Annotated in this window: 13 protein-coding genes and 1 pseudogene; 10 read left to right on the top strand and 4 right to left on the bottom strand. The window is 63.1% G+C overall.

Translation table 11 applies throughout. From position 1 onward, the window contains the following. Positions 1 to 120 precede the first annotated feature (120 nt). Positions 121 to 1,206, top strand: a complete 1,086-nt coding sequence (locus tag QZY48_RS11080; protein WP_295430916.1) for a TRAP transporter substrate-binding protein — start codon at positions 121 to 123, stop codon at positions 1,204 to 1,206. Positions 1,207 to 1,223: 17 nt separating this feature from the next. Here the strand turns inward: QZY48_RS11080 and QZY48_RS11075 are convergent, their stop codons facing one another. From QZY48_RS11075 to QZY48_RS11065, 3 genes are all read right to left on the bottom strand, one after another. Beyond that, on the bottom strand, positions 1,224 to 2,678 hold the full coding sequence (locus QZY48_RS11075; protein WP_295430915.1) for a TRAP transporter large permease subunit: 1,455 nt from the start codon (positions 2,676 to 2,678) through the stop codon (positions 1,224 to 1,226). Position 2,679: 1 nt separating this feature from the next. After that, positions 2,680 to 3,213 carry a TRAP transporter small permease subunit gene (locus QZY48_RS11070; protein WP_295430914.1) on the bottom strand — a complete coding sequence of 178 codons (534 nt, stop codon included), beginning with the start codon at positions 3,211 to 3,213 and terminating at the stop codon, positions 2,680 to 2,682. A gap of 363 nt (positions 3,214 to 3,576) precedes the next feature. Next, on the bottom strand, positions 3,577 to 3,987 hold the full coding sequence (locus QZY48_RS11065) for a hypothetical protein (RefSeq protein WP_295430913.1): 411 nt from the start codon (positions 3,985 to 3,987) through the stop codon (positions 3,577 to 3,579). 1,203 nt (positions 3,988 to 5,190) lie between these two features. Between QZY48_RS11065 and QZY48_RS11060 the strand changes: the two genes are divergently transcribed. From QZY48_RS11060 to QZY48_RS11035, 6 genes are all read left to right on the top strand, one after another. Beyond that, positions 5,191 to 5,460 carry a DUF4160 domain-containing protein gene (locus QZY48_RS11060; protein WP_295430912.1) on the top strand — a complete coding sequence of 90 codons (270 nt, stop codon included), beginning with the start codon at positions 5,191 to 5,193 and terminating at the stop codon, positions 5,458 to 5,460. A 4-nt stretch (positions 5,461 to 5,464) separates the two neighbouring features. Next, the gene (locus tag QZY48_RS11055) at positions 5,465 to 5,749 is read left to right on the top strand and encodes a DUF2442 domain-containing protein (protein ID WP_295430911.1); all 285 of its coding nucleotides are present in this window, start codon (positions 5,465 to 5,467) and stop codon (positions 5,747 to 5,749) included. A 225-nt stretch (positions 5,750 to 5,974) separates the two neighbouring features. Continuing rightward, entirely contained in the window at positions 5,975 to 6,472 is a 498-nt protein-coding gene (locus QZY48_RS11050) for a DUF29 domain-containing protein (protein ID WP_366929668.1), read from the top strand. 118 nt (positions 6,473 to 6,590) lie between these two features. Next, complete coding sequence (locus tag QZY48_RS11045; protein WP_295430910.1) at positions 6,591 to 6,788, top strand: hypothetical protein; 198 nt, start codon at positions 6,591 to 6,593, stop codon at positions 6,786 to 6,788. Beyond that, positions 6,781 to 7,086: a hypothetical protein gene (locus QZY48_RS11040; protein WP_295430909.1), complete on the top strand. Its 306-nt coding sequence runs from the start codon at positions 6,781 to 6,783 to the stop codon at positions 7,084 to 7,086. Before QZY48_RS11045 ends, QZY48_RS11040 begins: the two co-directional genes overlap by 8 nt. A 390-nt stretch (positions 7,087 to 7,476) precedes the next feature. After that, positions 7,477 to 8,406 (top strand): SDR family oxidoreductase, encoded by a 930-nt coding sequence (locus QZY48_RS11035; protein WP_295430908.1) that lies wholly within the window; start codon positions 7,477 to 7,479, stop codon positions 8,404 to 8,406. 53 nt (positions 8,407 to 8,459) lie between these two features. On the opposite strand, the pseudogene QZY48_RS11030 reads toward QZY48_RS11035, so the two are convergent. Beyond that, positions 8,460 to 9,110: pseudogene (locus QZY48_RS11030) on the bottom strand (NAD(P)-binding oxidoreductase). A gap of 698 nt (positions 9,111 to 9,808) precedes the next feature. On the opposite strand from QZY48_RS11030, the gene QZY48_RS11025 reads away from it, so the two are divergent. The 3 genes from QZY48_RS11025 to QZY48_RS11015 all read left to right on the top strand — a co-directional run bounded on the left by QZY48_RS11025 (position 9,809) and on the right by QZY48_RS11015 (position 13,153). Continuing rightward, positions 9,809 to 10,135, top strand: a complete 327-nt coding sequence (locus QZY48_RS11025) for a hypothetical protein (RefSeq protein WP_295430907.1) — start codon at positions 9,809 to 9,811, stop codon at positions 10,133 to 10,135. Positions 10,136 to 10,491: 356 nt separating this feature from the next. Continuing rightward, positions 10,492 to 12,021 carry a phytoene desaturase gene (locus tag QZY48_RS11020; RefSeq protein ID WP_295430917.1) on the top strand — a complete coding sequence of 510 codons (1,530 nt, stop codon included), beginning with the start codon at positions 10,492 to 10,494 and terminating at the stop codon, positions 12,019 to 12,021. Next, positions 12,002 to 13,153, top strand: coding sequence for a phytoene/squalene synthase family protein (locus QZY48_RS11015; protein WP_295430906.1), 1,152 nt, complete (start codon positions 12,002 to 12,004; stop codon positions 13,151 to 13,153). The genes QZY48_RS11020 and QZY48_RS11015 overlap by 20 nt, the downstream gene beginning before the upstream one ends. Positions 13,154 to 13,256 lie beyond the last annotated feature (103 nt).

The following is a 13,256-nucleotide window of genomic DNA, read 5'->3' as shown; positions in this document are numbered from 1 at the left end:
CCTGCTGCGGGCTTTGGCCCCGTGGTGATGATCCCGCTACAATCGTGGCGCGCCCGACCGCGGCGCGGCGGGCAGGAGACCCCTGCCCCGATGACCACTCACCCGTTGCGAGGACCAGCCATGCACAGACGTGATTTCCTAAAGAGCGCCGGCATCGGCGCTGCCGCGGCCGGTCTGGCCCTCCCGGCCCGGGCCGAGACCCCGACCATCAAGTGGCGCCTGGCATCGAGCTTCCCCAAGAGCCTGGACACGATTTACGGCGGCGCCGAGACGCTGACCCGACGGGTGTCCGAACTGACCGACGGTCGCTTCGAGATCCGGGTCTTCGCCGGCGGCGAACTGGTCCCGCCCTTCGGGGTGCTGGACGCGGTGCAACAGGCCACCGTGGAATGCGGCCACACCGTCTCCTATTACTATTTCGGCAAGAACCGGGCCCTGGCGCTCGAGACCACCATCCCCTTCGGACTCAATGCCCGACAACTCAACGCCTGGACCTGGTACGGCGGCGGCATGGAACTGCTGCGCGCCCTGTTCGCCGAGTACAACATCCTCAACTTCCCGGGCGGCAGCACCGGCGCCCAGATGGGCGGCTGGTACCGCAAGGAAATCCGGTCACTGAAAGACATCGAGGGGCTCAAGATCCGCATCCCCGGCTTCGGTGCCGAGATCTTCTCCCGCATGGGCGCCCTCCCCCAAACACTCCCCGGCGCCGAGGTCTATCCCGCCCTGGAGCGCGGGGCCATCGACGCGGCGGAATGGACGGTCCCCTCGGACGACGAGAAGCTCGGCTTCTACAAGGTCGCCAAATATTATTACTACCCGGGCTGGTGGGAGCCGGGTGCCCAACTCGTCTTCTATGTCAACAAGGACCAGTGGGCCGCGCTCCCGCCCGCCTACCAGGCCGCCTTCCAGACCGCCGCCGCGGAGGCCCACATGATGATGCTGGCCGCCTACGACGCCAGGAATCCGCCCGCCATGCAACGGCTGGTGCAGAACGGCGCGGTGATCAAGCGCTTCCCGGACGACGTGCTGCTCAAGGCCTACGAAACCGCGCTGGCCGTCTATGCCGAAGAGTCCGCCAAGAACCCCGCCTTCAAGGGAATCTATGATTCAATGCGGACCTTCCAGGAAACCTCCGATGCCTGGTGGGGCGTGGCGGAGTCGTCCATGACCAACTTCTTGTTGGCGATGCGTAAGAGGAAGTAGGTCCCTGATCAGGGGCGTCACTGCCCGTCACCCTCGCGCGGCACCGTGAACGCCCCGTCATACTCCTGACTATCGAGCAGGCTGGCCCCGCCCCCCTGATCCGGGATGGTGACCTGCGTCGGGGTCGCGCGCGCGGCAGTGCTATCGAGCCCCCAGTTCACTACCTGGGGAAAGGCGACGATCAACACGACCATGAGCACCTGGATGCCCAGGAAGGGCACCGCCCCCCAATAGATATCGGCGGTGCGCACCGCGGGCGGCGCGACCGAGCGCAGATAGAACAGGGCAAAGCCGAACGGCGGGTGCGTGAAGCTGGTCTGGAGGTTGACCCCGATCAGCACCCCGAACCAGACCAGATCGATCCCGAGCTTCGCCGCCACCGGGGCCAGCAGCGGCAGGATGATGAAGGCGATCTCGAAGAAGTCGAGGAAGAACGCAAGCACGAAGACCATGAGGTTAACGACGATCAGGAATCCCAAGGCCCCGCCGGGCAGCCCAAGCAGCAGGTGTTCTACCCACAGGTCCCCACTCACCCCCCGGAAGGTCAGGCTGAAGACGCTGGAGCCGATCAGGATGAAGACCACGAAACTCGTGATCTTCGCCGTGGCCGCCATTGCCTGCACCAGCACGGCACGGGTCAATCGGCCCTTGGCGAGGGCCAGCAGCAGCGCACCGACGGCCCCCATAGCCCCGCCCTCGGTCGGCGTCGCCCAGCCGATGAAGATGGTCCCGAGCACCAGGAAGATGAGCGCCAGCGGCGGGATCAGGGCAACGATGATCCGCCAGGCCAGGGCGCGCCCGCGCAGGGTCCGCGCCGACGCCGGCAGGGCCGGGAGTGCGTGCGGACGCACCACCGAGTTGCCGAAGACATAGAGCACATAGAACCCGGTCAGCAGCAGCCCCGGCAGCAGCGCACCCTTATACATATCCCCGACCGAACGGCCGAGCACGTCGGCCATCACGATCAGCACCAGTGAGGGCGGGATGATCTGGGCCAGGGTCCCGCTGGCCGCGATCACGCCCGCCGCCAGGGGCCGGTCATAGCCGTAGCGCAGCATGATCGGCAGCGAGATCAGGCCCATGGCGATCACCGAGGCGGCGACCACGCCGGTGGTGGCGGCCAGCAGGGCACCGACGAAGATCACCGCATAGGCGAGGCCCCCACGCACCCCCCCGAAGATCCGGCCAACCGTATCCAGCAGGTCCTCGGCCATGCCGCTGCGCTCGAGCACCAACCCCATGAAGGTGAAAAAGGGGATCGCCAGCAGAATCTCATTGCGCATGATACCGAACACCCGGTCCGGCAAGGCCTGCAACAGGGCCGGGGTGAGCAGTCCAAGCTCGACCCCGATCCAGCCGAACAGCATCCCGACCGCGGCGAGCGAGAAGGCGACCGGATACCCGATGAGCAGAAACAGCACCAGGGCCGAGAACATCACCGGCGCCAGATTGGCGGCGAGCCAGATCGTCATCTCAGTGCCCCGCCGGGACGGTCGGCAAGGGCCGCCGCCCCATCAGGATCGCGGCACCCTTGATGATCTCCGAGACGCCCTGGGCGGCGAGCAGCGAGAAGGCGACCGGAATGGCGAGCTTCATGGGCCACCACCACAGGCCCCCCGGGTTGAAGGACGACTCGTTCTGGTGAAAGGAGAGCAGGAACCAGCCCCAGGAGTCCCAGACGATCAGCACACACACCGGCAGCAGGAACAGCAGCGCCCCCAGGCAGTCGACCCAGACCCGGCCGCGGGGCGGCAGGCGCGTATAGAGGATATCGACCCGCACATGGCCCTGCTCCTGGAGCGTCCAGGGGGCGCAGAGCAGAAACACCAGGCCAAACATGAACCACTGCGCCTCGATCATGGCGTTCGAGCCCCAGTCGAGCAGATAGCGCAGGGTCGCGGTGAGGGCGCTGAGCAGCACGCAGCCCAGGACCAGCCAGATCGTGGCGCGCCCGATCCGGCGGTTGAGGGCATCGATGAGTGCCGAAAGGCGCAGCAACAGGTCCATTCTCGGGCGACTCCGGTGACGACGAGGGTTGGACGCAACAGTACCAGAGGGGGCGGGCTGGGACCAAGGGGGCCGCATTGCCTCCGACGCCCGCCAAGGAGGGGTAGACCCAACACTCGTGTCACCAGCCGCCACTTCGGGCACGGCACAGTCGTGGCCCCCCTGTCGGAAAACACCTGTTTTCCGACCTCGGCGACACGGGGTGACCCTCAGGCCCCCTAACCGCTCCGGGACCGCACGGAAAACCCTGTCGGTAAGGTAGTGCAGACGGGAAACCCCGGCGCGTGGTTTTCCGTCTGCGACGTGGCGGCTAGTGACACAAGTGCTGGATCTGCCTCAAACGCCGGAAACTCCAATCTGAATCTACAACTCCAAAACGTCGAGAGAGTTGGTGAACTCACACGCAGCATCTCGAAGTTCAACTAAATGTTTGATTCCCTGACGGTAACGCTCCTCAGCTTTTTTACTAGGCCAAGCCTTTTCAATATCGGCTCGCTCTGCTTTTTTTATGAAAAATTGCAAGTCTTCCTCTCTAAGATAGAAAAGGATGCCAAACCCATCGCCAAGCCTCACCTCTGATTCAGCATGTTTCAGATGTATTAACCAGCGCTTACCATCTTCGCCTTTAAGGCGCAAGCAACTCAGCCATCTCCTTATGCTTAAAGCCCTTTTTTGCCTATCATTTGTTTGCGTTTTCATCTTTTCTACTAATTCGCTGTAAGACGGGCGTGGGATTTTCAAGGGTGACTTAGGGGTCAACTCACATGTAGCCATTTCTTTCTCCAGGTTGGGTTTATCAAACTCGAACCAGGATACACGAAAATCGGGAGATGCACATTTTTTCTTTTATATCATATACTTATAGTATATATGCTGTTACCTTGTACAGCGCTGTTACCTAGATAGTCTTATTCGTAGGACAGGCTGTTACCTTGTACAGCGCTGTTACCTAGATAGTCTTGTTGGGCCTACCAGGTCCCGATCTACACCGGGGCATGGTCTGAAGGATGCAACCGGCCGCCTGGATGGTGCTGGACTGGCTCACGGTCGGTGATTCCCGCGAGCCTTCAATCTCCTGGGACTTGTCGTAGACCCAACAGTCGTGTCACCAGCCGCCACTTCGCGGACGGAAAACCTCCGCACTCCGGACCAAGGTTTCCGTCAAAAGTACCTTAATGACAGGGTTTTCCGTGCGGTCCAGGCGTAGGTGCGAGGCCCGAATTTCACGGCTTGTCGTGGGTGTCTGAAAACAGATGATTCCCGACAGGCCGCACCAGCGCTGGGACGGGGCGCCAAGTGGCGGCTGGTGACACGACTGTTGGGTCTACCCCAAGGAGTTGGCGCCCGCCGCCACGTTCGCCCCAGAAAGAGCAGTTCGCACGCCAAGGCGCCAAGCTCGCCAAGTATTTTCAATGCGATATCGGCGCCCGACGGATCACCAGCCAAGTGGTCGCGTGGGCACCCTATTGTTTTTCTTGGGGTGCTTGGCGCCTTGGCGTGACTAATTGCCGGACTCAGGTTTGACGGTTGTCCGTGCACCAAGTGCCGCACCGGGCGGCGGCATGTGACCGCGCACCTCGCCCGCGGCAGTGTAGGGGGTGACGAAGAAGCCCGCCGGCAGCTAGGCGCCCGGACTCATCGTGCTGGACAATCCGCCCGCGGCCTGTAATCGCGCTCACCTGCGATCCGGAAAAGGATCTACACTTTACCCTCAATCGCACGCTGGCCAGTCCCGCGGAACCCCTCGCAGGAACGGCTTGCGCCCGACCGAGCGTCGTCCGCGGCGTGACACGCCTCCCGGCCGTTGGTGCCGATCCCGGACTTGGGGATACAATCCCCTGCCTCTAAGGACGGCAGGAGGCGCGGCAGGGGCCGTACCGGGAGCGGATTAGTCCAGAGGGATGGGGCAAGGTCTTGACTTTTGCATGGTTCCATGGCTCATAACGACCCCATAGCTCAATAGCTTTAGGAGCAATCATGCCGTCAATTTCAGCGTTTTATGGGATCATAGTTTATATGTATTTCATGGACAACAGGCAACATAAATTGCCCCATGTTCATATAACGTATTCAGGACAGGAGGTCATAGTCTCCATACCGGACGGGAACATTCTTGAAGGAGGCATCCCCTCTTCAAAAATGAAGCTTGTTCATGCCTGGATCGAAATACATAAGGAAGAACTGATGGCGAATTGGGAACTGGCCGTAGCAGGTGAACTACCCTACAAGATTGACCCGTTGAGGTAACTATATGAATCCAAGAGTTGAGGAAGTGTCGGTCTTGAATGATTACAAATTGTCTATCGTTTTCAGTAACGGTGAGCGAAAAATATATGATTGTTCAGGCTTATTGGAGTTTGGCGTTTTCAAGGAGTTGAGGAATTATAGCTACTTTAAGTCGGCCAACGTTTCTGGCGGCACCGTTGCCTGGCCCCATGAGCAAGATATTTGTCCGGATACGTTGTATCTGGACTCGATCAGTGAAGCTGGCCGAACAGGCGCTGCTACCGGGTTCCAAGCGGAGCGCAAGACATAAGGAAAGCGTAAGGGGCCAGGCTCGAGTAACTTTTCCCGGCGGACGCAATTCGATTCGACCCCGGCGCATTGAGTTTGCCGGAGCCCGTTACCACATCACCTGCCGGGACCGAGGGGGGAAGGGGCAGAGTCGAATGGCGCTTACTTAAGCAGGTGTCACTGGAACCCGCCTGCAACTCCCGAGTAGACGCATTTGTTGTGAGCCTGTTTTCCTTGTAGTGTAAGGGTGAAAAAACGTATGTCCGATGCGAGCGAGCTTTATGGCCGTGACTATCACGCCTGGGCGAATAAACAAATCGATGCGCTGAGCGCCGGGCGTTTTGCCGATCTGGACATTGTACATTTGCTCGAGGAGCTTAGGGACATGGGGCGAAGCGAGCGGAACGAGTTGGAAAACCGTCTCGTAATATTGCTTGCCCACCTCCTGAAGTGGCAATTTCAATACAGCCGTCTGTCCGAGCGCTGGAAGGAATTCAAAGGTGACAGTTGGCGCTCGACGATCGTCGAGCAGCGGGACCGAATCGCGAGGCGGCTTGAAAAATCCCCGGGGCTCACGTCCGGACTTTCCGGCCTGATCGAAGAAATTTATGGCGATGCGGCCGGCTTGGCAGCAAAAGAAACCGGCATTCGCATCAACTGCTTTCCGTCAGTCTGCCCATACACGCAGGAACAGATATTGGATGAAGGATTTTTTCCGGCGCACTCGGAAAGAAGATCACTATGAGCAGGCGGCGACCTGGCTGGGCGTTGAACCGCCGGCTGTCGCACGCGCCGCACGCGCGACAGAGCAGCTGATGCGATGCCCGCGTAGCCTATAGGTTTTTGTATCCGGTTTCGGCTGGTTGAATTTCCTATCCGTTCAGGGCAAGATCTTGCTGGACTTCGTTTTTCCCGACGGCGCGACGACCAGCGTCGCAGCGCCTGGTGCGCACCAAGCCGGCGACATAGATGCGGCTTTTCTTCAAGGACTTGGGGGACCTGCTCGGGATCGTCTCGGCAAACTGATCATTGACAAGGCAGAAGGGGTGGACCATGGCTGAATTTTTTGCAAGCGGGCACAGCATCGACCTGGTCCTGTTTCTAATCGGTGTGGAGGCGATCACGCTCATGGTGCTGTGGCGCAAGGGCCGGTGCCCAGTGCCGCCGCTCGGAACCCTGCTCATCCTCGTCCCCGGCAGTTGTCTGTTGCTGGCGGCGCGCGCGGCCCTCACCGGCGCGCCTTGGCAGTGGGTGTCGTTCTTTCTCCTCGCGGCGCTGGTCATACACCTGGTTGATCTGCGGCAACGCTGGCAGGATTGGGGTCGTCGAGACTCGGCCAAGGGTCAGCAAGACAAGTAGTTTTTCGGGCCGCCGCTGGTGCCGGGACGGTGCCCCGTGGCGGTTTAGCGGTGAGAGTCGCGCAGGGACGCTGTGGGAGCGGCAGTTTGCGAGGCTTCGTCGCGGCTAACGGCCATGGCGCCCGCGCCACCCCGGAAGATGAAAGTTGCGGGCGCCATGGCCGTTCCCTCACCCCGCCCTCTCCCAGAGGGAGAGGGGGAATTGGAGCGCGCTCCCGGCGCGACTTTCACGGTAAAGCCGCTCCCACAGCGTCACTGCGCGACTCTCACGGTAAATCCGGTCCACAAGGTTGCGGGCGGCTGGCGCAGCGATGACCGAGGCGCAAATGTCAATGCAAGGCCCGGACATTCGCCGTAACTTGGCACACCTCTATTCGTTGGAGATCAATAGATGACGGGCTGGACCACCGCTAAGATCCCGTCGCAACGCGGGCGGTTCGCCGTCGTTACCGGCGCCACCGGCGGGCTCGGTTATGAGGCGGCACTCGCGCTGGCGGCGGCGGGTGCCGAGGTCGTGCTGGCGGGCCGCAACGACAACAAAGGCGCCAACGCGGTGTCACGCCTGCGCGCCGCCCATCCCGGTGCAACTGTGCGCTTCGAGCGGCTCGACTTGGCGTCGCTCGCCTCGGTCGCCGCCTTTGCGCAGACGATGCTCGCCGCGGGACGGGGTATCGACCTGCTCGTCAACAATGCCGGGGTCATGGCACCGCCCGAACGACAATTGACGGTCGACGGCTTTGAACTGCAATTCGCCACCAACTATCTCGGTCATTTTGCCCTGACGGCCCGACTGCTGCCGCTGCTGCGGCGCGTCCCCGGCGCCCGCGTGGTCAACGTCAGCAGCCTGGCGGCGAACCTGGACTCGATCGATCTCTCCGACCTGCAGTCGGAACTGGCCTATGTCCCGTTCCAAACCTATGGCATGACCAAGCTGGCACTGCTGATGTTCTCATTGGAATTGCAGCGCCGCAGCGAGGCCGCGGGCTGGGGGGTCGAGGGCATGACGGCCCATCCGGGCTATGCCCGCACCGACATTATCAGCAACGGACCCGCCTCACGCGGCTTACTGGGGGCGCTCTGGTGGATCGCGAAGCCGCTGTTGCTGCCGCTCAGCCCGGCGGCCCCACTGGCTGTATTGCCGATCCTGTTTGCCGCGACCGCGCCGGAGGCGCGCGGCGGCGGGTTTTACGGGCCGACGGGGTGGCGGGAACTCAAGGGCCCACCTGGAACGGCCACGATGCCTGCCAAGGCGTTGGACGGTCCGGTCGCCGCCCGGCTTTGGGGGACATCGCAACGACTGGCCGGGGTGAGGTTTGCGTGAGGGGCCTGGCGTTCGGGGTAATCGCCTGTCCCGGTCGCGCGAACGGGCCTTGATCATATAAACTCGGCCACCCTGTTGGACGGAAGGTTGCAGGTCCGCGCAGCGGACCCTACGGGCTGATGTTCCTTAGTGGCGGCGCCGTCGGTGAAGCCGACCGGCTGGATCAGGGTCCACTCCAGGCCGCTTGCCTTGACCAGTTCCTCCTGCCGGTCCTTGTCGCCCAACTGCTCGCCCAGCCGCAGCACGCGGAGCCAGACTCTGAACGCCGGCGTCAACCGGCCGCGCGTGTCGCCGACGCCCTAGGACGTGATGCAGATGAGACGCGCGACCGAGGCCGCCTTCAGTGCGGCGATCACGTTGGCGGTGCCGACCTCGCAGATGTTGGGCGGGGTGGTGCGTTTGGCCCCCAGCATGAGGGCAATGGGATTTACGGAATCGCCCAGGCTGACCACCACGGCGTCCTGTCCGGCGACGGCGGACGTCACATCGGCGGCGTTCAAGGCATCGCCCACGATCGCGGTAAGCCCCTGGTACGCGGGGATGTCCGCCGGATTGCGTCCAAAGGCGGTCACCTGATGTCCCGCGGCCAGCAGGTTCAGGGCCACCGTGCGCCCGGCCTTGCCGGTCGCGCCGAAAACAACGACTTTCGAAATAAGCCTCCTGATATCTGGCCGATCTGCGGGGCCCAGGACAGATCCGACCATCGCCGAAGCAAATCCCAACTGACCCGCGGCGGCGCAAGCGGAACTTCGCGGGGCGCGACTTTAGCTCGAGATGGCGAGCGCCGCCCATTTTTGCTACGGCGCACACGCGATCCATACATGATGCGGCAGCTATTATCTCTCAGCGTTATGGCACTACTGGTGCGCGCCTCCCATCCTTTTGGCAAAGACCCTGGGCCATGACGCACCATGAAATGCACAATCTTGATATATAGCACCTTTTTTGTTCGTCTCAGCAACACTTGGTCAATTGTTATATAAAGTATTTCACTGATGAATAGCAGCGGGCAAAAATACCTATCCCGCGCGCATAGCGGTCGCTACAATACGCGAACTGTAGTCCAGTTTTGACCCAGTCCAACGGTGTGTTTTTCGCGATCGAGACCGACGCGGGTTCCAGGCAACAGCGCCGGCGTCAGCGCCCTTGGGGGCGGCACCCTTTTGTCCTCCAGCACACGCGGTAACCGTCAACCTTGTATGCGTTTTTCGTTCTTAGTTTCGCTATGTAAGTCAGCCTTTTACGAAAAACCAGAAACTCAAGACGGGTGGGTATATCATGGTGGCCAATCCGATGAGCTACTGGTGACGCCAGGAATCCTTATAACGTAGCGAATTTTCACCCTACGACGCCTGGGCGCGGCGACAGTGATCCGCTGAACCATAACTCGCTGAATGGCACCGTGCGGGTCTATCCGTGCGCGGTGGCCGGTCAGCCGCATCGCCTCGATCAGGCTGGGCATCATTGCTGGGCGCCGATCGCCCCGTTCGCGCGCGGCGAGGTGAAGCTCGACCGGCCCTCGTTGCACTGGTCGGGCAGCGGCTACCTCGATTCCAACTGGGGCGACGAGCCGCTGGAGAACACGCCGTTTTACACGCGCTCCGTGCTGGCGACGCATCTGCTGGGCGAGCCGGTGACGGCGATGCATGAGAGCGTATACCTCGACCGGTTCAGCACGCGCTGGGTGCAAGCGATGCTGCCGTTCCGGATACCGCGGGCACTGCGCTGAGGCAAGGCCAGGCGCTGCGCGGGATCGCGCGGGCGCCATGGCCGTTCCCTCTCCCCGGCCCTCCCCCAGAGGGGGAGGGAGATGAGGAGCGCGCTCCCGGCGCGACTTTCACGGTAACGCCCATGAGGCCTCGCCGATCACCCCGGGACATGAAAATTCCTTGTGGGAGCGGCCCGCGGCCGCGATGCGGGGCCGCGGCGAACGCCGCCGCCGCGCGCGGCCCGTCGCGGCTGAAGCCGCTCCCACAGCGTCGCTGCGCGACTTTCAGCGGCCCAAAATGAGGCGACACCAGGCCCCCGGATGCTATACTGTCAACCAGTCTTGACACCACGCAGAGTACATCTGAGTTGACAGCCCTGTCCCCGAGCGTCCCCCAGCCTGCCGCCTCCCAGTCGCAGACGCAGAAGCCCCACGCGGTGATCATCGGCAGCGGCTTCGGCGGCCTGGCGGCGGCGGTCCGGCTCGGGGCGCGCGGCTATCGGGTGACGGTGTTGGAACGTCTGGATGCCCCCGGGGGCCGCGCCTATGTCCATCACCAGGACGGCTTCAGCTTCGACGCGGGTCCCACCATCATCACCGCCCCCTTCCTGCTCGATGAGTTGTGGGCGCTGTGCGGCAAGCGCTTCGCGGACGAGGTGGAGCTGCGGCGGATGGAGCCTTTTTACCGTATCCGCTTCGACAATGGCGAGCACTTCGACTACAGCGGCGACCCGCAGCGCATCCGGGCGGAGATCCTGCGCTTCGCCCCCGCCGACCTGGAAGGCTACGAGCGCTTCCTGAAGAAGAGCGAGGCGATCTTCCGCGTCGGCTTCGAGCAACTCGGGCACACGCCCTTCAGTTCCTTCATGGATATGGTGCGGATCATCCCGTCGATGCTGAAGCTCCAGAGCTATCGCAGCGTCTACAGCCTGGTGTGCTCCTATATCAAGGACCCGCGGATGCGGACCATCATGTCCTTCCACCCGCTCCTGATCGGCGGCAACCCCTTCACGGTGACCTCGATCTATGCCTTGATCTCATACCTTGAGCGGGCGTGGGGGGTGCATTCGACCATCGGCGGGACGGGCGCCATCGTGCAGGGCCTGGTCGGCCTGATCGAGGGCCAAGGCAATCAGGTCCGGTGCGGGGCCGAGGTGGCGGAGATCCTGACCACGGAGCGCACCGTCCGTGGGGTTCGGCTGACGAACGGGGAGGAGATCGACGCCGCGATCGTGGTCTCGGATGCGGACCCCGCCTGGACCTACAAGCACCTCCTGCCCTCGATCAAACGCCGCCGCTGGCCGGATTGGCGGATCAAACGCTCGCAGTACTCCAACGGGCTCTTTGTCTGGTACTTCGGGACCCGTCGCCAGTACCCCGACGTCCTTCACCATACGATCCTCATGGGTCCGCGCTACCGCGAACTGATCACCGACATCTTCGGCCGCAAGGTGCTGGCCAAAGACTTCAGCCTCTACCTGCATCGCCCCACCGCCACCGACCCCTCGGTGGCACCGCCCGGGTGCGACACCTTCTATGCCCTGGCCCCGGTCCCGAACCTGGATAGCGGTACCGACTGGGAGACCCAGGGCGAGCCCTACCGCCAGGCGATCTGCGCCTATCTGGAGCAGAGCCTGTTGCCGGGGCTGTCCGAGAATCTGGTCACCTCAAAGGTAACCACCCCGCTCGATTTCAAACACCGGCTCCTGTCTTACAAGGGCGCCGGCTTCAGCCTGGAGCCCGTGCTCTGGCAAAGCGCCTGGTTCCGCCCCCACAACGCCAGCGAGGAGGTGCGTCACCTCTATCTGGTGGGGGCCGGTACCCATCCCGGCGCCGGTGTCCCCGGCGTCATTTCATCCGCCCGTGTACTCGATACGGTGGTCCCCAATGCGACAGCCTTCGCTTAGCCCTCGCTTCTCGACCCCCGCCGACCAGGCCGCCTGCCGCGACCTGCTCTGCGGGGGTTCCCGGTCCTTTTACGCCGCGTCGCTGTTGCTGCCGCGGTCGGTCTATGAGCCGGCCACGGCACTCTATGCCTTCTGCCGCATCGCCGACGACGAGATCGACCTCGCCGACCGCCCCCATGACGCGGTGCTTGCGTTGCGTCAGCGCCTCGATGCGGTCTACGCCGGCCGCCCCATGCAGATTTCCGCGGACCGCGCCCTCGCCGACGTGGTCCAGCAGTTCGCCGTTCCCCGTACTCTATTGGATGCCCTGATTGAAGGTTTTGCATGGGACGCGGAGGGCCGCCGTTACGAGGACCTCTCGTCGGTCTATGCCTATTCCGCGCGCGTGGCCGCTACCGTCGGGGCCATGATGACCCTCCTGATGGGCGTGCGCGACCCGGACCTCATCGCCCGCGCCTGTGATCTGGGTGTGGCCATGCAGCTCTCCAACATCGCCCGGGACGTGGGGGAAGACGCGGCCAACGGCCGGCTCTACCTGCCGCGCCAGTGGCTGCGCGAAGAGGGGCTGGACCCGGACGCCTGGCTGGTCAACCCGGTCTGGAGCCCCGCCTTGGGACGCGTGGTCTCGCGGCTGCTCGAGGCCGCCGAGGGGTTGTACGCCCGCGCCGATCAGGGGATCGGCGGTCTGCCGCTGCGCTGCCGCGCCGGGATCGGGGCCGCGCGTCACCTCTATGCCGAGATCGGTCATGAGGTCGGCCGCCGCGGTTGGGACTCGGTGCGCAGCCGCGCCGTGGTTTCCCCTCGCCGCAAGGCGCAGCTGCTCCCACGGGTGCTGGCGGCCGCCTTCCCCCGCCGGACCGTTGCCCTGCCGCCCCTGGCCGAGACCCTGTTCCTGGTCGAGGCGGTGCGTGTCCAACCCCTGGGGCAGCCGCTCGGCGTGCCGTCGATGACGCCAGCATCCATCAACCCGCCCCCAGTGCAGGCGCGTCCGCCCAAGATCGAGAGCCGCGTGGTGTGGGTCTTGGATCTCTTCGAGCGGCTGGAGGAGCGCGATCGGCAACGCCGTAACCAACCGGCCTGGCAGGGAACCCGTCTGTCCGGGATGGCGCCTGAAGCCATGTCTGTCGATTAGGAGCGGTTCACTAATGGTTAGGGACTGCCTATAGCGCCATTTTCGTTGTCGTTGTCGTTGTCGTTGTCGTTGTCGTAATCGAGGTTATCGTAGTGCATCGCTT

Source organism: uncultured Thiodictyon sp., from assembly GCF_903828115.1.
GTDB lineage: Bacteria > Pseudomonadota > Gammaproteobacteria > Chromatiales > Chromatiaceae > Thiodictyon.
The sequence above is the reverse complement of the archived record's forward strand: the minus strand, read 5'-3'. Positions and strand labels throughout refer to the sequence as shown.